We start from the raw sequence: 22509 nt of genomic DNA on the forward strand, positions 1-22509 counted from the left end.
CAGACCCCGTTAATATCTATTCGAAGCGAATGCAGATTGAAGAAACCTTCCGAGACTTGAAAAGTCCTGCCTACGGACTAGGCCTACGCCATAGCCGAACGAGCAGCTCAGAGCGTTTTGATATCATGCTGCTAATCGCCCTGATGCTTCAACTAACATGTTGGCTTGCGGGCGTTCATGCTCAGAAACAAGGTTGGGACAAGCACTTCCAGGCTAACACAGTCAGAAATCGAAACGTACTCTCAACAGTTCGCTTAGGCATGGAAGTTTTGCGGCATTCTGGCTACACAATAACAAGGGAAGACTCACTCGTGGCTGCAACCCTGCTTACTCAAAATCTATTCACACATGGTTACGTTTTGGGGAAATTATGAGGGGATCTCTCAGTGCTCAGCATGTTTGAGTGCTTTACTCGCCGCGGGTTGAGAAATATGTAAAACTTCAGCCGCACGCGTTAAGGAACCACAAGTCATTACAGCATAAAAGATATCGAGATGTCTTAATTTCATTCCATGTAGCCTACTGATTATTTATTTCTACGGACTATTCTAACGAATAAAGTATAAATAATCAGATATACTCGTCATAATTCAAATTTTGGTTTAGTTGTCACGAGAATTAATTCGTAAACGTGCAAGCTAAATAGATTGACTAGGGGAATATACGGGGTAAGAAAGCGGCTCGGCATACTGCCCTATAATAAATTGTTAGGAGAAGTACGCCGAGTAGTGTGTAGCTATTAGGTAAAGTATGTACCAATTTCAATAAATATTTTAATTAAGATACTGTTTGAAATATCAACAATAAAGGCACCGACCATAGGAACGACAAGGAAAGCTTTATGTGATGGTCCAAATGCTTTTGTGACTGTTTGCATATTCGCAATTGCTGTTGGTGTTGCTCCCATACCAAAGCCACAGTGACCCGCGCTGATCACGACAGCATCATAATCTTTGCCCATCATTTTGAAGGTGACAAAGCAGGCAAATAGCACCATGACAACAGTTTGTACAGCAATGATAATTAATACTGGCCCTGCCATGCTTGCCAATTGACCAAATTTTAATGACATTAACGCCATTGCCAAGAAAAGCGATAAAGCAACGCTACCTAATACATCGACGGTCGGCTCAAACACTTCGTGTTTAAATACATGAGTCAGTGTATTACGGATAATAATACCGACAAATAAACACCAGACAAAAGTAGGCAGTTGCAGAAAAGTATCTTTAAACAATGCACTGATATAGCCACCAACAACAATACAGATAATCAGCATTGAAATGGTTTCAATAACGTTATTTGCATTGATTTTTCTTTTGACGCTTGGTTGCTCAAAAGCTTCAACGATAGTGTCGCGCTCTTGCTCGGTTGTTTTAGGAATAGAGACCTTTTTCAAAAGATGACGGGCAACAGGGCCGCCAACTAAACCACCCAACACTAATCCAAGTGTTGCACAAGCCATCGCTAATTCAACGGCGCCTGTTACACCATATTTATCAGCGAGAATAGGGCCCCATGCTCCGGCATTACCATGACCACCTGTTAGAGTAATTGAACCTGCAATTAAGCCAATAAATGGACTTTCATTCATCATGACAGCCATACTCATGCCGACAGTATTTTGAATGGCGATTAGGATCGTTACTGCAATAGTTAATAGAACTAACGGCTTTCCTCCTTTAATCAGTCGAGAAAAGTCAGAACTTAGCCCGATAGAGGAAAAGAATGTGAGCATTAATAAACTTTGCAATGAAGCATCAAAAGTAAACGAATAACCTGATGTTTTATCAATAATTAACAGAACAATTGCAACAATAAAGCCACCAACGACGGCTTCTGGTATGTGGTTTTTTTGTAGGAACGGGGTAAATTTTACGACAAACATTCCTATGAGTAGCGCGATACATGCGACTAATAATGTATAACTGGCATCTAGGATCATTTTTTTACCTCTATTAGTTTACCAGAATTTTCACTATAACAATTTAACAATAGTGAAAAATGAAGTTACTTTGGTTAACTAATCTTTAACAATGAGTTTTATTAGGGTATCCATAACTTTTAGTTAATAGGGTCATAATTTTAGTGTGATCTTAATCATGAAATATTAAAAAGATTAAAATAACAACAATGGTATTTAATGATGGGTAAACCTAAATACCATGCGGGATCCGCACTATTTTCGGTGATAGCAAAAAATAAAAAAGTATAAATAATAAACAAAATTATAAGAGAAGGAGAACATGATAAGCGCAGGCCGAGCAATTTAAAGAAGTGTGATATACAACATAAAACAGCAGCATGACCTTTCTATATTTCGTTGCTTATCGAAGTGTTAATTTTCGGGTGGATTACTCTGTTTGTTGATTAATAACGGAGAAAAATATGATTGCTGTAATATTTGAGGTGCAAATACAACCCGACCAACAAACTCGCTATTTGACTTTAGCTGAGGAGTTAAGACCACTATTAAGTCATGTAGCTGGTTTTATTTCAATTGAACGTTTTCAAAGTCTAGCTACAGAAGGAAAAATGTTATCGCTATCTTGGTGGGAAAACGAATACGCAGTTCTGCAATGGAAAAATCATGTTTTACATGCGAAAGCTCAACAAGAAGGGCGAGAGTCAATATTTGATTTTTACAAAATTAGTATTGCTCATATTACTCGCGAATATTCATTTAAAAAGGACAAGGATAATGTTTGATGTTCACGTTGTTTTAGATAATCAAATAGGACAATTAGCATTACTAGGAAAAACATTAGGTAATAAAGGTATTGGATTGGAAGGGGGAGGGATATTTACGGTTGGTGATGAATGCCATGCTCATTTTCTTGTTGAACAAGGAAAGGAAGCTAAAATAGCGCTAGAGCAAGCTGGACTGTTAGTACTTGCGATCCGGACACCATTAATTCGTAAGTTAAAACAGGAAAAACCGGGGGAACTTGGCGAAATAGCACGAGTATTGGCGGAGAATAACATTAATATTTTAGTGCAATACAGTGACCATGCTAACCAACTGATATTAATAACGGACAATGATAGTATGGCTGCATCTGTTACGCTCCCTTGGGCAATAAAGTGAACTTGCGATGGCTAATTTAATACGAAAAGAGGTTACCTTTGAGTCCTCAATAGCCGCGATAGGGGCGGCTATGTCTGACATTTCACGAGTTAAAATACTCAGTGCTTTGATGGATGGGCGAGCTTGGACAGCCACTGAGCTAAGTTCTGTGGCGAATATATCAGCTTCAACGGCGAGCAGTCATTTATCTAAATTATTAGATTGCCAGCTAATCACAGTAGTAGCTCAAGGCAAGCATCGTTATTTTCGGCTAGCAGGAAAAGATATTGCTGAATTGATGGAAAGTATGATGGGGATCTCCTTAAACCATGGCGTACATGCCAAAGTTTCCACGCCAGTGCATTTACGAAAAGCACGTACTTGCTATGATCATTTAGCTGGCGAAGTTGCCGTTAAGATCTATGATTCCCTTTGTCAACAGCAATGGATCACTGAAAATGGTTCAATGATCACATTAAGTGGTATTCAATATTTTCATGAAATGGGAATTGACGTTCCTTCCAAACATTCACGTAAAATCTGTTGTGCGTGTTTAGATTGGAGTGAACGCCGTTTCCATTTAGGTGGGTACGTTGGAGCCGCATTATTTTCGCTTTATGAATCTAAAGGGTGGTTAACTCGACATCTTGGTTACCGTGAAGTTACCATCACGGAAAAAGGTTATGCTGCTTTTAAGACCCACTTTCACATTTAAGTTGTTTTTCTAATCCGCATATGATCAATTCAAGGCCGAATAAGAAGGCTGGCTCTGCACCTTGGTGATCAAATAATTCGATAGCTTGTCGTAATAATGGCGGCATACTATCAGTAGTAGGTGTTTCCCTTTCTTCTTTAGCGACTTGATGCTCTTGATCTTCCAATACGCAACCTAAAGTAAAATGCCCCACAGCGCTGAGTGCATATAATGCATTCTCTAGTGAAAAACCTTGTTGGCATAAAAAGGCTAATTGATTTTCGAGAGTTTCATACTGTTTTTCTGTAGGCCGTGTACCTAAATGTACTTTTGCTCCATCGCGATGACTTAGTAAAGCACATCTAAAACTTTTAGCGTTATTACGTAAAAAATCTTGCCAGCTTTCCCCTTCTAAAGGGCAAAAGTGAGTATGGTGCCTATCTAACATCTCAATGGCTAAGGCGTCGAGCAAAGCCCGCTTATTTTTTACATGCCAATACAATGTAGGCTGCTCTACACCTAGCTTCTGGGCGAGTTTACGGGTTGTTAAACCTTCGATTCCGACCTCATTAAGCAGCTCTAATGCGCTGTTAATCACTTTACTTTTATCTAATCTAGACATCATTAATTCCTAATTTTTGTTGACACTCTATCATTGATAGAGTTATTTTACCACTCCATATCAGTGATAGAGAAAAGTGAAATGAATAGTTCGACAAAGATCGCATTGGTAATTACGTTACTCGATGCCATGGGGATTGGCCTTATCATGCCAGTCTTGCCAACGTTATTACGTGAATTTATTGCTTCGGAAGATATCGCTAACCACTTTGGCGTATTGCTTGCACTTTATGCGTTAATGCAGGTTATCTTTGCTCCTTGGCTTGGAAAAATGTCTGACCGATTTGGTCGGCGCCCAGTGCTGTTGTTGTCATTAATAGGCGCATCGCTGGATTACTTATTGCTGGCTTTTTCAAGTGCGCTTTGGATGCTGTATTTAGGCCGTTTGCTTTCAGGGATCACAGGAGCTACTGGGGCTGTCGCGGCATCGGTCATTGCCGATACCACCTCAGCTTCTCAACGCGTGAAGTGGTTCGGTTGGTTAGGGGCAAGTTTTGGGCTTGGTTTAATAGCGGGGCCTATTATTGGTGGTTTTGCAGGAGAGATTTCACCGCATAGTCCCTTTTTTATCGCTGCGTTGCTAAATATTGTCACTTTCCTTGTGGTTATGTTTTGGTTCCGTGAAACCAAAAATACACGTGATAATACAGATACCGAAGTAGGGGTTGAGACGCAATCGAATTCGGTATACATCACTTTATTTAAAACGATGCCCATTTTGTTGATTATTTATTTTTCAGCGCAATTGATAGGCCAAATTCCCGCAACGGTGTGGGTGCTATTTACCGAAAATCGTTTTGGATGGAATAGCATGATGGTTGGCTTTTCATTAGCGGGTCTTGGTCTTTTACACTCAGTATTCCAAGCCTTTGTGGCAGGAAGAATAGCCACTAAATGGGGCGAAAAAACGGCAGTACTGCTCGGATTTATTGCAGATAGTAGTGCATTTGCCTTTTTAGCGTTTATATCTGAAGGTTGGTTAGTTTTCCCTGTTTTAATTTTATTGGCTGGTGGTGGGATCGCTTTACCTGCATTACAGGGAGTGATGTCTATCCAAACAAAGAGTCATCAGCAAGGTGCTTTACAGGGATTATTGGTGAGCCTTACCAATGCAACCGGTGTTATTGGCCCATTACTGTTTGCTGTTATTTATAATCATTCACTACCAATTTGGGATGGCTGGATTTGGATTATTGGTTTAGCGTTTTACTGTATTATTATCCTGCTATCGATGACCTTCATGTTAACCCCTCAAGCTCAGGGGAGTAAACAGGAGACAAGTGCTTAGTTATTTCGTCACCAAATGATGTTATTCCGCGAAATATAATGACCCTCTTGATAACCCAAGAGGGCATTTTTTACGATAAAGAAGATTTAGCTTCAAATAAAACCTATCTATTTTATTTATCTTTCAAGCTCAATAAAAAGCCGCGGTAAATAGCAATAAATTGGCCTTTTTTATCGGCAAGCTCTTTTAGGTTTTTCGCATGTATTGCGATATGCATAAACCAGCCATTGAGTAAGTTTTTAAGCACATCATCATCATAAGCTTTAAGTTGGTTCTCTTGGATCAATTTGCTGACAATGGCGTTTACCTTACCAGTAATGTATTCAAGGCTAATTTTTTCAAGTTCATTCCAACCAATGATAGGCATCACTTCTTGGATAGGGATAAGGTTTTTATTATTATCAATAATATAATCAAGATAATGTTCAAATATACTTTCTAAGGCAGACCAACCATTTGTTAAATCAGTTTTTGTTGTGATGTAGGCATCAATCATAATTAATTGCTGCTTATAACAGGCACTGAGTAATTGTTTTTTATTTTTAAAGTGATGATAAAAGGCACCTTTGGTCACCAACGCTTTTCCCGAGATCTCATCTATTGAAACAGCTTGATAGCCTTTTTCAACAAACAATATTCGTGCTGAGTTAACCAGTGATTGATAGGTACTCTTAAAATTTTCTTGTTGATGATTTTTATTTTCCATGATAGATTTAAAATAACATACCGTCAGTATGTTTATGGTATCATGATGATGTGGTCGTGACAATCTTAAGAACATTTAGGTTATTTTATGTATATTGAACAGCATTCTCGCTATCAAAATAAAGCTAATAACATCCAATTAAGATATGATGATAAGCAGTTTCATACAACGGTTATCAAAGATGTTCTATTATGGATTGAACATAATTTAGATCAGTCTTTACTGCTTGATGATGTGGCGAATAAAGCGGGTTATACCAAGTGGTATTTTCAGCGGCTGTTCAAAAAAGTAACAGGGGTCACACTGGCTAGCTATATTCGTGCTCGTCGTTTGACGAAAGCGGCTGTTGAGTTGAGGTTGACGAAAAAAACTATCCTTGAGATCGCATTAAAATATCAATTTGATTCCCAACAATCTTTTACACGTCGATTTAAGTACATTTTTAAGGTTACACCAAGTTATTATCGGCGTAATAAATTATGGGAATTGGAGGCAATGCACTGAGAGATCCCCTCATAATTTCCCCAAAGCGTAACCATGTGTGAATAAATTTTGAGCTAGTAGGGTTGCAGCCACGAGTAAGTCTTCCCTTAGCTTGATAGTCGTTACAGACAGGTTGCTGCACGTCTTTGCGAAAATGAGGCTGTCGAACTCGATGTTTCTGGCCCGAAGCCCCGGTTGACAATTTCTCCCCTCGCCAGTCTTGATGAGCCGGACAGTCTGAAACGACTGAGCAAAATGATCAGTGATCTACTCCCTCCGGTGGATTTAACGGAGTTGCTGCTCGAAATTAACGCCCATACCGGATTTGCTGATGAGTTTTTCCATGCTAGTGAAGCCAGTGCCAGAGTTGATGATCTGCCCGTCAGCATCAGCGCCGTGCTGATGGCTGAAGCCTGCAATATCGGTCTGGAACCACTGATCAGATCAAATGTTCCTGCACTGACCCGACACCGGCTGAACTGGACAAAAGCGAACTATCTGCGGGCTGAAACTATCACCAGCGCTAATGCCAGACTGGTTGATTTTCAGGCAACGCTGCCACTGGCACAGATATGGGGTGGAGGAGAAGTGGCATCTGCAGATGGAATGCGCTTTGTTACGCCAGTCAGAACAATCAATGCCGGACCGAACCGCAAATACTTTGGTAATAACAGAGGGATCACCTGGTACAACTTTGTGTCCGATCAGTATTCCGGCTTTCATGGCATCGTTATACCGGGGACGCTGAGGGACTCTATCTTTGTGCTGGAAGGTCTTCTGGAACAGGAGACCGGGCTGAATCCAACCGAAATTATGACCGATACAGCAGGTGCCAGCGAACTTGTCTTTGGCCTTTTCTGGCTGCTGGGATACCAGTTTTCTCCACGCCTGGCTGATGCCGGTGCTTCGGTTTTCTGGCGAATGGACCATGATGCCGACTATGGCGTGCTGAATGATATTGCCAGAGGGCAATCAGATCCCCGAAAAATAGTCCTTCAGTGGGACGAAATGATCCGGACCGCTGGCTCCCTGAAGCTGGGCAAAGTACAGGCTTCAGTGCTGGTCCGTTCATTGCTGAAAAGTGAACGTCCTTCCGGACTGACTCAGGCAATCATTGAAGTGGGGCGCATCAACAAAACGCTGTATCTGCTTAATTATATTGATGATGAAGATTACCGCCGGCGCATTCTGACCCAGCTTAATCGGGGAGAAAGTCGCCATGCCGTTGCCAGAGCCATCTGTCACGGTCAAAAAGGTGAGATAAGAAAACGATATACCGACGGTCAGGAAGATCAACTGGGCGCACTGGGGCTGGTCACTAACGCCGTCGTGTTATGGAACACTATTTATATGCAGGCAGCCCTGGATCATCTCCGGGCGCAGGGTGAAACACTGAATGATGAAGATATCGCACGCCTCTCCCCGCTTTGCCACGGACATATCAATATGCTCGGCCATTATTCCTTCACGCTGGCAGAACTGGTGACCAAAGGACATCTGAGACCATTAAAAGAGGCGTCAGAGGCAGAAAACGTTGCTTAACGTGAGTTTTCGTTCCACTGAGCGTCAGACCCCGCTTACAAATATTTCTTAAATGAACCAAATGTAATGCTAATACTTAGACCAAATAAAAAAGCCATCGGTATAAATATCGTATTGGGATGGATTGAGAAAGGAACTGATAAATAGATAAGCCATGATAAAATTAACATGGGCTTTATCCACGCTTTAGAATGATAATATAGAAAACTTGATTCACGACCCGCTCCAAACCTTCGAATGTCTCGCCGAACAAGCCCATCGACGCAACCAACAATAGATGCAAGTATGAAAATAGGTATTGAAAGAATCAAAATAACTAAGCGAACCAAAAAAACCAATATAACATTAATAATGGCTTTCACGTAAACGCCTACTGAATTAATATATTTATATATAATAGAACTCTCATCGTTCACTGTTCCATCTATTATTTCAATTAATCCAGTTTTGATAGCAATAAATTGATATGCATTAGTAATAATATTTTCTGCAAAAACTAAAGGCTCAGACAAAATAAAACTATCAACAAAGTCTTTAGTCAAGTAACCAAACTCAGTATTAAGCATTTCTTTACTATGACTATCACCTAGTTCTGGCCAAAAAAATGTTATACCAATACATTCAATTACAATGCTTATAAGAAGTGAAAAAAAAAGGGTAGAAATTATAGAGACAATAAATCCTTTTTTTCTTGTTGTATTCGAATTAGTGTCCGATTTTTCAATATTAGCCATGATTCTTATTTATCCGAATTTAAAGTATGTAAAAAAGCTTTTTCATCATCATCAATGTCCAATGCTAAATGAACTGGTAATTCATTTTCCTGAGAACAATTAATTTCTGAATCATTATCTATTTCAGACTTTTCCCATGCTGAATGTGAACTTAACCACCAGTTTTCACCCGTTGAATAACTTTTGGCCATTTCTTTAGAAAGTGTATTGATGGAATCGGGCATCATAATATCTTGCTCTTTAGACGGAAGCGGCATGCGAACTTTATATAAAACCCCTCCGTTAGTCAGGACAAATGCTTGACCTCTAGGCAACTGTATTAGTTCTGACGGCTCTAGTAATGGCATTGACTCAGTGCTAATTCTGTCTTGAGTGCTCGAAGTAAAATCTGTTTTTGTATCAGGACTCGGTGTATCGCTTGCACCTGATACTACCGTATTTTTATAAATATCAACTTTAGGAAGCTGTGACGTAATAAGTTCTGCTGTTTTAGTTTCACGAACTCGTAGCATAATTATATTATTGAAATTACCTTGCACTTGCCCTGCTTTTGCGGCACTCCCCACTTTAACCTCAATATCTGAAATCGTTTGAGTGTATGCAGTAACATTTATTCCTGCCCCTCGGGCTTTGTTCACAAGTGGAATAAACTCATCTCCCATAATTTCATTTACTTCATCAGTATGTAAACACACATTGATTTTAGATCTATTCTCGCCCGGTAACCCATCATCAACACCATATTTATAAATATATCCAGCTATTGATACCAGATCTGCTAGCATTGAGTTTCCAACCGCAGATCCAACCACCGCATCTGACAGCGCATCAAGTCCAATATAGACAATTCCTTTTTTCCGAATAACTTGCTCCCAATCAAAAATTGGTCGTTCATCATTGATATCCAAGTAGTCGGGGGCTAATAATTGTGCAGTTTTTCCTGTTGTCAACTTCTCTAAAAATGGCATTAATGAAGCAACAATTTTATCAAAGTATGTTTTATCGTATTGAATTGCTGAACGCAAACCTTCAAGAACATCATCACGAATTTTTTTAGCAGCTATATAGTCATAAAGTGCTACGACAAATTTATCTCTTCCTCGCATTGCTAGTGAAACATTCTTGTCATTAATTTTTGTTGCCATTTCGCTAATAGTAATCCATGCTTTCGGATCATGTTTTTCAAAATAGTGCTGAGCATATTCTAAAAATAAAACATCCATATTGTTTGTATAACGATTGATTTGTATATAATCTGGTCGACGACCCAACTCAATTAAAGCTTTGGTAACAATATTAACAAATCGCCAAGCAAACTCTTTAAATGCTGCACTGTTCCCCTCTCCTGCCAGTGGAGCCGAAACCCGTTGTGCAACTTCAGTAATTCGACTAAAACGACCAATAGCATTATACCTAGCCGATATTTCTGGATAACCCAAATGAAATACATAAAACTCGTCTAATCTGCCGTTTCGTTTTGCTTCAGCATACATTCTTATTAATACGTCAGCATCTCCTTTAGGATCAATAACAATAACAGGATCACCTCTAGCTATATCTTGTGTAACAAGTACTTCTAACAGTCTTGTTTTTCCGACACCTGTTGTTCCCAGTACTAATGTATGACCTCCTCTATCCACAAATGGCATCATAATATCAATCTCATCAATTTCAACACCATGTAAGAATGGGTTTCCGCCAACTGGTGGTAATGGTTTCAATGGATTAAACCAACGATTTGAACTAGTACACTTTGCTATAAGGCTTTTTTCATGCTTTTGTTCCAATTGTCTAGCAGCCCTATATATAGGTGATGGTTGAACAAAACGTTTATATTCTTCTCGCCGACATAAGATAATTCTTTGTAAGTGTTTTTGCTCCCATTTAAACCCTCTTCCCAGAAAAAGAAATTTTTGGCTAACAGGGATTTGTTCACTTGTCAGAGAATAAAACGGTAAACGTTTTATATTACGTTTATAACGAATAATTTTTATACCTTGCCTAGCTCGATAAATGCCAAACAGAAGAAATGCCCCTGCAACACCAATATTAACAGAGGATGATAATGCTACTGCCCATGGTGCAAAAAGACAGATCCATGCACAAATGATAGATGTAACTGCACTATACATTTCAGAGGCAGGTCTGAATATCGTTTCAATACCGTGTTCATTACTCATGATTTAATATTTATATTATGTTAACATCTAGGAAAAACTTATTGTTCAACGCTTGTTGCTGTAACTAAAGCAGGATATAGTGTTAATTGAAACTTCTCTGCTAACTCATCACCAGGCATGGCATATATAGGGATTTTAGTAATAGATTTTAACATTTTAAGCTGATTGACATCATTTATGTTGACGGCGACCCCCACTAACCCATCAATCGCTTCTAGATCATTATTTCTTGCTTTTAACCACTCAATTGAAAGATCATCAGCACCTAAAATGATAAAAGGATTTAATGTGGGATAATCAACTTGATAAGACTCAAACCTACCTACAGAAAGTTTTTCGCTGTGGACAGGTAAATATGTTCCTTCATCAATTTTCATGTTTTCTGGAGCTAAAAACTGCTGTTGCTGTTTGCTATATTCATCTTGAGGATCTAACATATCATAATATATTCCCATTGAATTCCCGCCATAGTCCCTAATAACATTCAAATCAGCCATTGCAGAATGTGTAGTAGTTATAGAAATGATAAAAATTAAACTCAATGCTCTTTTGAATATAAACATTACAAATCACCCAATTCAATTTGTCTCCACTTACCATCTTGATTTTGTATCAAAATAGGCAAGGTATTTTTTCCTAAGTGTTCCCATTGACCATTATTGTGATTTAATGTAATTTCACCACTCTTTACTCTATCAAGAGGAAGATGATTTAGGTTGGCCCACTTTTGGACCGCTAGATCATCATGTTTGGTATTCAACAAATAAATATCAATTTCCTTGTTAGTTTTCAATGCTTTACCTAATAATATTTCTCCCCTGACATTATCATTAACATCGATAAATAAAACTATTCGTTCCCCCTCATAATTTAGAGGTGCGACAAAATTAGGATTATCATCCAGTTCGATGGGTAATGTGTTTGGATAAAGTTGCTTAAACATACGATTATAAATTCGTTGAAATTCAAGTTCTTTAGCAGTACGTTCAAATTCTTTTTTTACGAGAAGTTTTGCGTAATGTTCTCGTTCTTCTTCTGTTTCAGATTCAACGCCAAGAGTTGTTAGAGGATCAAGATTAGGAGACCAATATCGTCGCCCTTTTTCATTAATAAGGTTTTCATATTTTTGCCATTCTGTAACTGTTAATCCCCAAAAAGATGCTTTTTCTTTAATTTTCTCATCTTGCGTATTCCTAGATTCCTTATCAAATTTTTCAACTGATTCAGATTCAGTGGAATCGGTATTCTTAGAAACTAGGTGAGAATTAGCTAATAAATTCCAAGAAATAAAACTTAATAGCAATAACAAGCATATTTGTTTTTTTAGTATCATATTTACACCTTAATCTATCGTTAGAGTATAAGCTTGTTGCTTACTATTTATTAATTTCACCGAATTCTTATCAATTTTTGCAACTTTCCAAGAATCTAGCTGATCACCTTCATTTACAAATTTTAACGATGATAAAGATGTAGCATCTTTAGGTAGAAATACAGCCACTAACTCACCTGATCTAAATTCAATGCTAGACAATTGATATTTGAAATTTATTAAACTTGCTGCTTTATTCTCTGTATTTTTTCGTGTTGTATCTGTTGATTTATTATTATTTGATAGCATCATTGTGATTTTTTGGATGATTTGTTGTTTAAACTGTTCGAAAGATGTAGCAATACCATCTAATGATTCTTGTTGCATTTTTTGAACATTTTTAACTGCGTCTAATTCAATTTCAATATTTGTTATAGCTGTTTCAAGATTATCTAATTTGCTATCGAGATTTTGATCATTTAGAATTAGTTGTAATGACATTATATCCTGTTGACTACGTGCAGAGCGTGTATTCAAATTATCATAATCTACATTGATTTTTTTTTGCTCTAATTGAATTTCACTTAATTTTTTTTCTAATGCATTGATATTATTTACACTTACATTATTTGTGTTTACTTTTTCCAATAATTCGTTGTAGCTATTGGATATTAATTGATAATTATCATAGTTATTGAGAGATAAAAACAACGTTATCGCTATTAATGTAAAAAAAATTGCAAATACACCACATATCATAATTACCATTTTTTTAGTTATAGTAACTGGTCCGTTTATATTTAATTTATTTACTAACGTATCCTTCATTTTTTACTTCCTCTAATATCAATAGTATTTTTAGAATCTTTTGTTTCTATTATTTTCGGTGGGACTTTATAGGTATCAAGTTGAGGTTCTTGTTTAACTGAGGATATAGGTTGTTGTTTTCGAAAATATCCCTTTTTTAGTTGAAAGCAGATCTCTCGTTCTACATCGTCAACAACTAAATTCCAAGCAGGCCCAGCCATAACATATAGAGCATCATTTAATGAAATTGGTCCAATTTTATATTGAACCTTGGGTAAAGTACTTTCATAAAGAATATTGATATCTGAGTTAGTGCAAAGAGAATAGCCCGATTGGTTTAACACATATTCCATTCCATCTTTAACCGTTAAGTTTAAATTTTTAGGTAGTGAAATATTTATAATTTGCTCTAATACATATTTATGAGTTGGATCGTCTAGTTCAACAATGGTATATCGATCTGTCTGCAAAACTTGGGTAGACTTAGATTCTATTTTAGTTTTAGAGGCAATAGTTTTAGAGTTATTTGTACATCCCATTAATACAAATATTGGAAGTAATGCTAGCATAGAGATAGCGATTTTCATTGTATTTACCCTTAGATATATAATGTGTAGAAAGTAGAAAGGTAAAATGCAATCATGGATGAGTAAACAAATAAATCAATTCTGAGTATAACAAAAAACCCATTTATCAAAATGGGCTTCTTGTTTTTTTGTATATATATAATTAATATAATTAGAATTGAAGATAACTCAATAAAAGTGACGAAATGCACTTTCCCCTCAAAAATCATGCAATTTCATACACATTTTCGATTCGCTATTAAGTAAGCTGAGTTGAACCGAATAAATAAGTCTGTTTCTAAACAGTCTTATTTGGCACGCGTTAACGCACTAAGGGCTACTGATTTTTTACCATTCAGTTTTGGTGTTGTTATTAGTCATTATAGAACAAACAAGGTAAATACCACTGTTTTTCCTGCTACAATGGTATTTACCCTGAACTGAGTTCTTTATTGTATACATTTAAAAAATTGAAAAGTGAATCAAATAAACTCTGATAAACATAAAGCCCTATCGGTTTTTATGCATATGTTGTAACTTACACAGAGTTGTTACAATCATCCGTATATTTTATGGGTTTCTCTCTAGATTTTTCACTGCCTTTTGCATATCACGAAATAATTCAGGATCACCTTTAGTATCCCATATCATTACTGTCTCACCATTTTCAACTTGACTAAAAATCTCAGTAATTTGCAGTTCTATTTGATATTGTAAGATCGCACAAGCACGACAAAAATCAAAATCTTCATAATTATCAAAGTCATTCGGATGAATCCGATGAATATTTGATTTTTTTTGTTTCATAGATCATTTTACTCTCTAATTGGTTTAAGACGTTATATTAAACTTAGCAAAAGTCAATGTAAATAATAAATAAAACTAATGAGAAAAATAAAAAATCAAACTCATAAATCTAATATCAAATCTGATTGAATTAATCTTTATATTAATAGTCCGAATAATCCAACTGTGGTCCATTACGCTCATAAATTTCATTTCGAACATCCGAATCATCATCACATTCCTCTATCGCATTTTTTAATGACTTACTCAGATAGTTTCGGGCTTTAATGAGAGATTCTCCTGTTAAATCATCTTTAGTCACTCTTATCATCCCTAAAGCCACATTAATAATCTCTTTAATTTCGGCTGGAGTTGTTCTATCTAATGCATCCCCTAAGTCTTTATCACTGATATAGCAATCTTGCGGAAGATACATTTTGGCGCACTCAGCTGCAGCTTTACTTCTAAATGCGCTAACAGAAATAATTTTATCAATTCTACCAGGTCGTTTACTTATTCGAGGGTCAATTCTTTTAGGATAGTTAGTTGAAAATATAACATATGTACCAGCTTTATTCCTTGGTGTTAGACTACCATCCAAAAAACTAAGTACTGAAGCATTGGCTTTATATAATTCATCAATTTCCTCGGCAATAATTAGTGCTGGTCTTTGTTTTTTTGCTGCCTCTTCACAAGCTAAGAAAAAACTATCTCCCGTGGCATAAATAACCACAACATCATTTCTATGAATAACAGATAAAGCTTTAGCGATAGTGGTTTTTCCAGTGCCAGGAGGTCCAGTTAACAACACTTTTCTCATACCGGATTGACCATAACGGGTATAAAGATCAATTTCAGTAAAAAATTGGTTAAAATCATCCTCTAAAATTTTATATCTTGGATGATTAGAAAATCGTTTAAATTCTTCTAATGTTTTTGGTTGAACTCTCCAGTAGCAAGCTGAATTATTATAGTAAGATATTTCCCACACACCTTTTTTGGGTAAATTTCTTATGATCTTCTTTGTTCCTGTATCACAAATATCATGTAATAATAACAATGCTTTCTCTGTACCAATTGTGTATTCAATTGATACTTTAGAGTTCAATACAGAGCGTAAAATATGAACTGTATGCTCATTATTAAGTTTAATTCTAAAAAAACCCGATGCATCATTAAACATAAGACGTCGCCCTTTACCTGTTTTTATAACAACAGGTAAAGCATTTGATGACATTAAGGGAGATGGCAATCGCTCTATATCAAGAAGGCTACAAATTTTATTTTTACGTCGATTAATGAGAATATCGCTGATTTTACGAAAATAATCTGCATCTTTTACGAGGACACCAAAATCTTCTGGATAAAGACTTTTATGTAAATCAATGGCGTGTTGCCACATTGGTATTTTTTTTAGTGTTTTAGATTTAACGCTCATACTAATCATCCCTTCTTTTCAAAATAGGCTTACCTTTCTTGTCTGCAAAACATGTAAACTTACAGCCTTCTTTGTAACGTGAGCAACCAAACCACGTATATGATCCTTTTTTACTTTCACCTTTGCGTTTTATCAGTTCACCACTACTGCATTCAGGGCATCGAAACGATATTGCTTTAGTCGCATATGTGTTTTGAGCTAAAACGGTTGTTCTATGTGTTTGTATCAACTGATTTACAAAAATATATTGCTTACGCATAAATTCGCTTTGCTGCTGTTTACCCGAGGCAATATCTTCCAGTTCTTGTTCCCATAACGCAGTCATACCAGGATCTTTTAAAACTGAAGGTAAAGCATCTATCAATGCGTAAGCAATATTCGTTGCGATTATATTTTTCTTTTTTCTCTCAATATAGTTGCGTTTTTCAAGTGTACCGACAATATTGGCTCTTGTAGCTTCAGTTCCTATTCCTGATGTTTCTTTCAACATTTTTTTTAATTTTGGGTTTTCAACATATTTTGCAATTTGCTTCATTGCATCAAGCAAACTACCATCATCAAAATGTGCTGGAGGTTTAGTTTGTAATGCTCTAATATCCGTCTTTGTAATACTACAAATATCACCTGACAATAATGATGCTGGTAATTTTTGCTTATCATCAACATCTTCAGCATTTTCGATGTTTTCATTAACGAATAACATTTTCCAACCACGTTCAACTTGAACCGTTCCACGGGCCTGAAATTTTTCACTAGAGCTTGTTAAATTAACCACTGTTTTATCAACCTCACTATGCACCATGAAGTTAGCTAAATAATGACGTCGAATCAAATCGTAAACTTTAAGTTCATCGTCACTAAGCTGTGATAATTCAGCAATCTTAGCAGTAGGGATTATCCCGTGGTGGGCAGTAACTTTTTTATCATTCCAAACACGAGATTTGAGTTCTAAATTGACGCTTGTCAAAAACTTGGCCATTTCTGGGTCATTTTTCATAATAGCAGAGACTATCGTTCGAGCTTCATCAAACATTGACTCAGGTAAATATCCGCAATCAGTTCTTGGATAAGTTGTAAGTTTATGAGTTTCGTAAAGTGATTGTGCAACATCCAATACTTGCGTCATTTTCATACCGTATTTTTGGGAGCATGCTTTTTGTAAATCGCTTAAACTAAAAGCTAAAGGTGGGGCTATTTTAACTCTCTCAGTGTTAATATCTGTCACTTTTGCTTGTCCAGAATTTTGTATTCTCTGGGCTATTTGTCGTACAAATGATTCATTCAAACATCGCCCAGCATCATCGATATATTCTTTAGGGATCCATTTTGCATTGAATGATTGAGATGTTTTAGATAAATGAATATTAATATCGAAGTAGGGTTTAGGTTTGAAATTCTTAATTTCCCTATCTCTATCAACAATCAATTTCAACACTGGGGTTTGAACTCGTCCTACTGACAATACGCCATTAAATCCTGCATTTCGACCAAGCAAAGTGAATAATCTGGTACTATTTAAACCAACAAGATAATCTGCTTTTGCTCGTGCTTGTGCAGCTAAATATAGTGGATAAGTTTCACTTGCTCCCTTGAGATTGCTTAGTGCTTTTTTTATGGAAACATCATCAAGAGCTGATAACCATAACCGTTTTGTTACACCTCGCCAATTTAATCGTTCAAGAAGTGTCCATGCAATCGCCTCCCCTTCTCTATCTGGGTCTGTAGCAATCACAATCGTTTTTGCTTTTTTTACTAACGATTGAATAACTTTATATTGCTTTGATGTTGTCTTCTTAACATTATATAACCATTCTTGAGGTAAAATTGGCAAATGATCGATATTCCAATTTTTAAATTTTTCATCATAATATTCTGGCTCTGCAAGCTCAAGTAAGTGACCAATACACCAAGTAATACATGCTGAACCATCAGCACTACGATTAAACCCATTATCTTTTATCGTTACTCCGATATGATTTTGAATATCTTTTGCCTGACTAGGTTTTTCGCAAATAAATAAAAGCATAATATATCCTCATATATTTTAATTATATGAGAATATCAATTAGTTTATTGATAACTACATTTAAATAGAAATCAAATTGAATAAATTAAAATAATTTATTCAATTAAAACACATATTAAAATAACCAGCATATAAAAAAAGCGCAAACTTTGCGCATTTTACTTAATTTTAAGAAACGGATTATTCATTCAAGCTTTCATGTTTAGTGTATTATATTTTTTATTCGAGTAACCCGTTACTGTTAGTAATGATAAAATAACTGTAAGTATTAAAATCTTATCCAAAATTTATGATCCTTACTCTAAAATAAAAATGTCTACTGCCAATAACTTTCTCTTAGTCATTATTAGTAACTGGCTTATAACGACTAGGCCAAATTTTTTCTACAGGAACTTTTAAATATTCTGCAATAATTCTTTCGTATTTAGGGCAGTGACGGTATAACGCATTTCTCAATGTATCTGGACTTAAACCACTACTGCGAGACAATCCCCTTAATGTAAAGCCTCTGATTTTTAATTCACCCACTACTCTTGATGGAACCCAGTCTTTATTTCTCATAGCAATCTCCAATTTAAATCCTATCCACACCACTTTTATTGAATCATTAGTCACTTTTAATAACTAAATAACATGAATCATATGCCTTGGATACATCATACCGTATCGAGCAAAAGGTATATCGTCATCAAAATCCATTGACGGTTCATTAGATGGTGTTTCTTGCTGTTGTGCAGCTGCCGGCACTGAGGATTGATTATTTGCACTTTGTCCCAAATTTTGCGATGTAGTATCATCCAACTTACTATTAAGTCTACCTAGAATTTGTAATGTTCCATTAATATTAACCACGACCTCAGTTGTATAACGATCTGTTCCTGATTGATCTTGCCATTTCCGAGTTTGAAGCTGTCCCTCAATATAAACTTGCATCCCTTTTTTAAGATATTCGCCAGCAATTTCAGCTAATTTACCAAACACGACAATTCGATGCCACTCAGTTTTATCTTTTGCTTCACCAGTTTGCTTATCTTTCCAAGTTTCCGATGTTGCAATACTAAAATTTGTAACAGCTCCACCATTGGGTAAATAGTGCACTTCAGGGGTGGTTCCTAAATTGCCTACCAAAATTACTTTATTGATTCCTCGACTTGCCATTTTAATGCTCCTATATATTAAATTTGTTAAAGTTAAATACCATTACTAGGCATATTTTTCCTTATTTACATATCAAAGTGGTTATAGTAAATAACCCCATCAGCACACAACCAACCATTATTTGCAAGTGGAAAAATCAGAAAATTAACAGTCCCTTTTGATATCAATTTGCAATTATTTTCAGTTTTAAATATTAGCCATACATTTTGATTATTAAGTAATCCAAGATGATTACTTTCATTTATTGAATAACTTAAGGAAAATGCCCATGATATTATTAAAATAATAATAGCCAGTAAGTTTGATTTTATGCTTATAAGTAATACAAAAATAAATACAACTAAAAAAATAATATTGAATATGCTTAAAATACTTATTAATTGATGATTGGATAAATCGGTTGTTAGATAAAGAGCAATATTCGAAACTAACATCAATTGTATGCTTACCATAATAATAAAAAAAATTGACCCACTATTCTCTGTTTTCATTTTTACTTATCCATACAGGTTTTATCATCAAATTGATTCAACTCATCAAATTTAGGTAACATTTCATTGATTAAATGCCTGATTCGAATACATATCCTCATTTGAAAATTTAACGTTAAACGATCAACTTCCAGTTGCCGAATAAATTTTTTATCCTCATAACTCAAATTGTTTTGTTCCAAGGCATCTAATATCAATTGTTTTCCTTCAATTTCAGTACGACTGGTTTTACCATCAACAATGACTATTTTCTTATACTTCCAACTTAAATACACTGAACCATTGGATAAGCGTCTTTTTTTTAAATAAAAAGGTAAATACTTAATTGGTAATTTATCCTTTGTGTCATTGATGAGTCTTTCTGCAATATTTTCTAATCTAGAAAGGTAGGATTCAATTTCTTGTAAAATAGTTTCATATTCCCCCTTACCTTTAAAAGGCTTTAAAAGGCCTTTTAGGGATAGATATTGTTCTGCAAATTGATAATCTAATAGAGAAAGTGTATTTGCATATTCATCTTTATAAAACTTATTCATTAGATAAACACCTTATTAAGTTAGTTCATGATTGATATAGTTCTGTCTCGAATTTTATCTGCATTTAATATTTCTTCTGGTACAATTCCGAATAGCTCAATAGCTTTAGTTGCTAACGGGGTATTATCAACAAAATCTTTTCGAGTTACGCCTAGGCGTTTATATTTAGTTATATAAGTAATTAACGAACGTAATTCATGAGCAATCATATTTTGCCTATCTGATGCATCACCACCTTTGATTAATGAAATATGCTTAGCTAGCTGAACTTTTCGGACAAATAAATCAAATTTACACAGTAAAAATACTAATTGATAACCACTAGGTACATTAATAAATAAGCTCAGATCGACGGGTTTAACTGATGTCGCATCACTTATTTTAAAACCAGACGGTACTGATTTAAGTATTTCATCAATACGATAATTCTCAAGCTCTAATAATTTTTCAATTTTAGTAATATGTTCATAGAACTTAGTCAATCTAATGTCTGCATAGGGGTCATCAAGACGTGTTGCTATTTCAATAACTTTTAAATAAGCAATAGCTCTTGTCATACTTTGAATCGGATGCTTATCATCAGTTTTTTTTCTGCCATACCAGATTTGAATTGCGGGAACACTATGAAGCTCTATTCTAATATCGCTTCGTAAAACACCTACTTGATTGGTTTCAATTGTTTCCATGTAAATACTCCTATTTAAATAAAATAAATTTTAAGTAACAGTAAATTAACTACTCAGCTCACTGTTACCCCCCCGTAACAGTAAATTAACTACTCAGCTCACTGTTATCCCCCGTAACAGTAAATTAACTACTTAGCTCACTGTTACCCCCCGTAACAACACTTTTAGGGTTAACCTCAAGTAACATATCTTTCAATGGGTTCAAAAGTTCCTCTATCTTTTCTTTGCTAATCACCCTCTTCTCAACAGGTAAGTTACTTAAAATTTTCTGTTTAGGAACTTCATCTGTTGGGGTATTTAACGTGATTAGTGATGTTTTCTGATTACTTGTTGGAATGAGGTTATATTCACCTCGAGCGGCTTTTTGTATATTTGTCACAAGATAAGCAGTCATATTTTTTATTTTAGTAATATCTTTCTGAGAGATCGTTTTAATTACATTATTGGCAATTTGTATATCTAAACTATTTTTAGTTATCGCACTGATAACATCATTCAATCCTTGCCCAAGACAAGCTTTGATATTATCTGGAATATCTAACAAAATATTACTATCAGTAGTACTACTATATAAACTACTAGTACTACTAGATGAATCATAACATGATGATTTTTTTGGTAGTTTCTTTTGGGAACTCTGTGAATTCAGACTCAGTTCACTTTTGGAACTTAGTTGTTTTTTACTTAATTCCTTTTGAAAACTTGGTGTTTTTTCACTTAGTTTCTTTTGGGAACTTAATAAATTCTGTAAATGATTGAGTAACGATGATGCAATATTATTAAAATTGTAATTTATATCGGTTTCAGTTTTTGCATCGTTAATGTGCAAAAAAATGTCTTTTTCTGATTGAGTGCTTTTATTGATATACGTGCTAACTAGATTGTATGCCAACATAGCTAATGATTTTGTAATGCTACTTTTATTTAGCATTGATGTTAAAATATGTATAACACTTTCATCAATTATCTTTTCAAGAGGCAGTGCTGTATTATGAAGAATATAAATATTACCCATAATTTGACCATTACTACTGCTTCGAATCATTCTAAATGACAACCAGCCTGATAAAACTAATCTAGAAAGTATTTCTCGCACAGTTTTTCTAGACAATGTACCTCCTTGGTTCCCCCACAACTTTTGTAAATTATCGTAAGTTGGAAAATAGTTACTGTGCTTGTATTTTTGTAGTTCAATATACAACCGTTGCCAAGCATATTTATCTAATGAAGTAATTGAATCGTCTTCTAATAAAGCTCGAGGCATTGAGTCATATTGATTGCCTGCAAAAAACATAGCAATCTTTTCATCAGAAGAATCGCTTTTTATCTTCTGTTCTACCAACGCATTGCGTAATGAGTTAATTTGATTTTCGAAATCTACCATAATT

At 35.5% G+C, this 22509-nt stretch carries 22 protein-coding genes and 4 pseudogenes; 7 read left to right on the forward strand and 19 right to left on the reverse strand.

Features of this window, described 5'->3' with window-relative positions; translation table 11 throughout:
* Nucleotides 1–8: 8 nt before the first annotated feature.
* Nucleotides 9–374: pseudogene (locus tag J4T76_RS11290) on the forward strand (transposase); the annotation flags it as partial.
* Between the two features lie 15 nt (nucleotides 375–389).
* Here J4T76_RS11290 and J4T76_RS11295 read toward each other — a convergent pair.
* Both J4T76_RS11295 and gltS read right to left on the reverse strand, forming a co-directional pair.
* A pseudogene (locus tag J4T76_RS11295) lies at nucleotides 390–509 on the reverse strand (LysR family transcriptional regulator); the annotation flags it as partial.
* A gap of 230 nt (nucleotides 510–739) precedes the next feature.
* Entirely contained in the window at nucleotides 740–1945 is a 1206-nt protein-coding gene (gene gltS, locus J4T76_RS11300) for a sodium/glutamate symporter (RefSeq protein ID WP_000599533.1), read from the reverse strand.
* A gap of 443 nt (nucleotides 1946–2388) precedes the next feature.
* Here gltS and J4T76_RS11305 point away from each other — a divergent pair, with 443 nt between their 5' ends.
* Genes J4T76_RS11305 through J4T76_RS11315 form a run of 3 tightly spaced genes read left to right on the forward strand, consistent with a single transcriptional unit; the run spans nucleotide 2389 to nucleotide 3782 of the window.
* The gene (locus J4T76_RS11305) at nucleotides 2389–2709 is read left to right on the forward strand and encodes an antibiotic biosynthesis monooxygenase family protein (protein ID WP_000562370.1); all 321 of its coding nucleotides are present in this window, start codon (nucleotides 2389–2391) and stop codon (nucleotides 2707–2709) included.
* The gene (locus J4T76_RS11310) at nucleotides 2702–3088 is read left to right on the forward strand and encodes a hypothetical protein (protein ID WP_000460651.1); all 387 of its coding nucleotides are present in this window, start codon (nucleotides 2702–2704) and stop codon (nucleotides 3086–3088) included. The genes J4T76_RS11305 and J4T76_RS11310 overlap by 8 nt, the downstream gene beginning before the upstream one ends.
* 7 nt (nucleotides 3089–3095) lie before the next feature.
* Nucleotides 3096–3782, forward strand: coding sequence for an ArsR/SmtB family transcription factor (locus tag J4T76_RS11315; protein ID WP_001284954.1), 687 nt, complete (start codon nucleotides 3096–3098; stop codon nucleotides 3780–3782).
* Here the strand turns inward: J4T76_RS11315 and tetR(B) are convergent.
* A complete protein-coding gene (gene tetR(B), locus J4T76_RS11320) occupies nucleotides 3760–4383 on the reverse strand; it encodes a tetracycline resistance transcriptional repressor TetR(B) (protein ID WP_000088605.1) in 624 nt (207 codons plus the stop codon). The genes J4T76_RS11315 and tetR(B) overlap by 23 nt on opposite strands.
* An 81-nt stretch (nucleotides 4384–4464) precedes the next feature.
* On the opposite strand from tetR(B), the gene tet(B) reads away from it, so the two are divergent.
* On the forward strand, nucleotides 4465–5670 hold the full coding sequence (tet(B), locus tag J4T76_RS11325) for a tetracycline efflux MFS transporter Tet(B) (protein WP_001089072.1): 1206 nt from the start codon (nucleotides 4465–4467) through the stop codon (nucleotides 5668–5670).
* Nucleotides 5671–5782: 112 nt separating this feature from the next.
* Here tet(B) and tetC read toward each other — a convergent pair whose 3' ends face one another.
* Nucleotides 5783–6376 carry a tetracyline resistance-associated transcriptional repressor TetC gene (gene tetC / locus J4T76_RS11330; protein ID WP_000428546.1) on the reverse strand — a complete coding sequence of 198 codons (594 nt, stop codon included), beginning with the start codon at nucleotides 6374–6376 and terminating at the stop codon, nucleotides 5783–5785.
* Nucleotides 6377–6463: 87 nt separating this feature from the next.
* Between tetC and J4T76_RS11335 the strand changes: the two are divergent.
* Together J4T76_RS11335 and J4T76_RS11345 are read left to right on the forward strand one after the other, a co-directional pair.
* Nucleotides 6464–6859 (forward strand): annotated as a pseudogene (locus J4T76_RS11335) (helix-turn-helix domain-containing protein); the annotation flags it as partial.
* 111 nt (nucleotides 6860–6970) lie between these two features.
* Nucleotides 6971–8368, forward strand: a pseudogene (locus J4T76_RS11345) (Tn3-like element Tn3 family transposase); the annotation flags it as partial.
* Nucleotides 8369–8436: 68 nt separating this feature from the next.
* On the opposite strand, the gene J4T76_RS11350 reads toward J4T76_RS11345, so the two are convergent.
* The 15 genes from J4T76_RS11350 to J4T76_RS11420 form a co-directional block, all read right to left on the reverse strand.
* Complete coding sequence (locus J4T76_RS11350) at nucleotides 8437–9135, reverse strand: TIGR03747 family integrating conjugative element membrane protein (RefSeq protein ID WP_267347869.1); 699 nt, start codon at nucleotides 9133–9135, stop codon at nucleotides 8437–8439.
* Nucleotides 9136–9140: 5 nt separating this feature from the next.
* Nucleotides 9141–11315 (reverse strand): type IV conjugative transfer system coupling protein TraD, encoded by a 2175-nt coding sequence (gene traD, locus J4T76_RS11355; RefSeq protein ID WP_267347871.1) that lies wholly within the window; start codon nucleotides 11313–11315, stop codon nucleotides 9141–9143.
* 38 nt (nucleotides 11316–11353) lie between these two features.
* Nucleotides 11354–11878: a PFL_4695 family integrating conjugative element protein gene (locus J4T76_RS11360; RefSeq protein WP_267359829.1), complete on the reverse strand. Its 525-nt coding sequence runs from the start codon at nucleotides 11876–11878 to the stop codon at nucleotides 11354–11356.
* On the reverse strand, nucleotides 11878–12648 hold the full coding sequence (locus J4T76_RS11365) for a TIGR03759 family integrating conjugative element protein (RefSeq protein ID WP_267347872.1): 771 nt from the start codon (nucleotides 12646–12648) through the stop codon (nucleotides 11878–11880). Before J4T76_RS11365 ends, J4T76_RS11360 begins: the two co-directional genes overlap by 1 nt.
* 9 nt (nucleotides 12649–12657) lie before the next feature.
* Nucleotides 12658–13455: a hypothetical protein gene (locus J4T76_RS11370; RefSeq protein ID WP_267347873.1), complete on the reverse strand. Its 798-nt coding sequence runs from the start codon at nucleotides 13453–13455 to the stop codon at nucleotides 12658–12660.
* The gene (gene pilL2 / locus J4T76_RS11375) at nucleotides 13452–14021 is read right to left on the reverse strand and encodes a PFGI-1 class ICE element type IV pilus protein PilL2 (protein ID WP_267347874.1); all 570 of its coding nucleotides are present in this window, start codon (nucleotides 14019–14021) and stop codon (nucleotides 13452–13454) included. The genes J4T76_RS11370 and pilL2 overlap by 4 nt, the downstream gene beginning before the upstream one ends.
* A gap of 549 nt (nucleotides 14022–14570) precedes the next feature.
* Nucleotides 14571–14807 carry a hypothetical protein gene (locus tag J4T76_RS11380; protein ID WP_267347876.1) on the reverse strand — a complete coding sequence of 79 codons (237 nt, stop codon included), beginning with the start codon at nucleotides 14805–14807 and terminating at the stop codon, nucleotides 14571–14573.
* Between the two features lie 142 nt (nucleotides 14808–14949).
* The gene (locus tag J4T76_RS11385) at nucleotides 14950–16224 is read right to left on the reverse strand and encodes an AAA family ATPase (protein WP_267347878.1); all 1275 of its coding nucleotides are present in this window, start codon (nucleotides 16222–16224) and stop codon (nucleotides 14950–14952) included.
* 1 nt (nucleotide 16225) lies between these two features.
* Nucleotides 16226–18250 (reverse strand): DNA topoisomerase III, encoded by a 2025-nt coding sequence (locus tag J4T76_RS11390; RefSeq protein ID WP_267347879.1) that lies wholly within the window; start codon nucleotides 18248–18250, stop codon nucleotides 16226–16228.
* A 336-nt stretch (nucleotides 18251–18586) separates the two neighbouring features.
* Entirely contained in the window at nucleotides 18587–18811 is a 225-nt protein-coding gene (locus tag J4T76_RS11395; protein WP_267347881.1) for a helix-turn-helix domain-containing protein, read from the reverse strand.
* Nucleotides 18812–18874: 63 nt separating this feature from the next.
* Nucleotides 18875–19408: a single-stranded DNA-binding protein gene (ssb, locus tag J4T76_RS11400; protein WP_267347882.1), complete on the reverse strand. Its 534-nt coding sequence runs from the start codon at nucleotides 19406–19408 to the stop codon at nucleotides 18875–18877.
* 65 nt (nucleotides 19409–19473) lie between these two features.
* Nucleotides 19474–19899, reverse strand: coding sequence for a hypothetical protein (locus tag J4T76_RS11405; RefSeq protein ID WP_267347883.1), 426 nt, complete (start codon nucleotides 19897–19899; stop codon nucleotides 19474–19476).
* 2 nt (nucleotides 19900–19901) lie between these two features.
* Complete coding sequence (locus J4T76_RS11410; RefSeq protein WP_267347885.1) at nucleotides 19902–20435, reverse strand: DUF3158 family protein; 534 nt, start codon at nucleotides 20433–20435, stop codon at nucleotides 19902–19904.
* 20 nt (nucleotides 20436–20455) lie between these two features.
* Nucleotides 20456–21121, reverse strand: coding sequence for a PFL_4669 family integrating conjugative element protein (locus tag J4T76_RS11415; protein WP_267347887.1), 666 nt, complete (start codon nucleotides 21119–21121; stop codon nucleotides 20456–20458).
* Nucleotides 21122–21245: 124 nt separating this feature from the next.
* Nucleotides 21246–22505 (reverse strand): STY4528 family pathogenicity island replication protein, encoded by a 1260-nt coding sequence (locus J4T76_RS11420; protein ID WP_267347889.1) that lies wholly within the window; start codon nucleotides 22503–22505, stop codon nucleotides 21246–21248.
* Nucleotides 22506–22509 lie beyond the last annotated feature (4 nt).

The sequence above is a fragment of the Gilliamella sp. B3022 genome (assembly GCF_028751545.1).
GTDB lineage: Bacteria > Pseudomonadota > Gammaproteobacteria > Enterobacterales > Orbaceae > Gilliamella.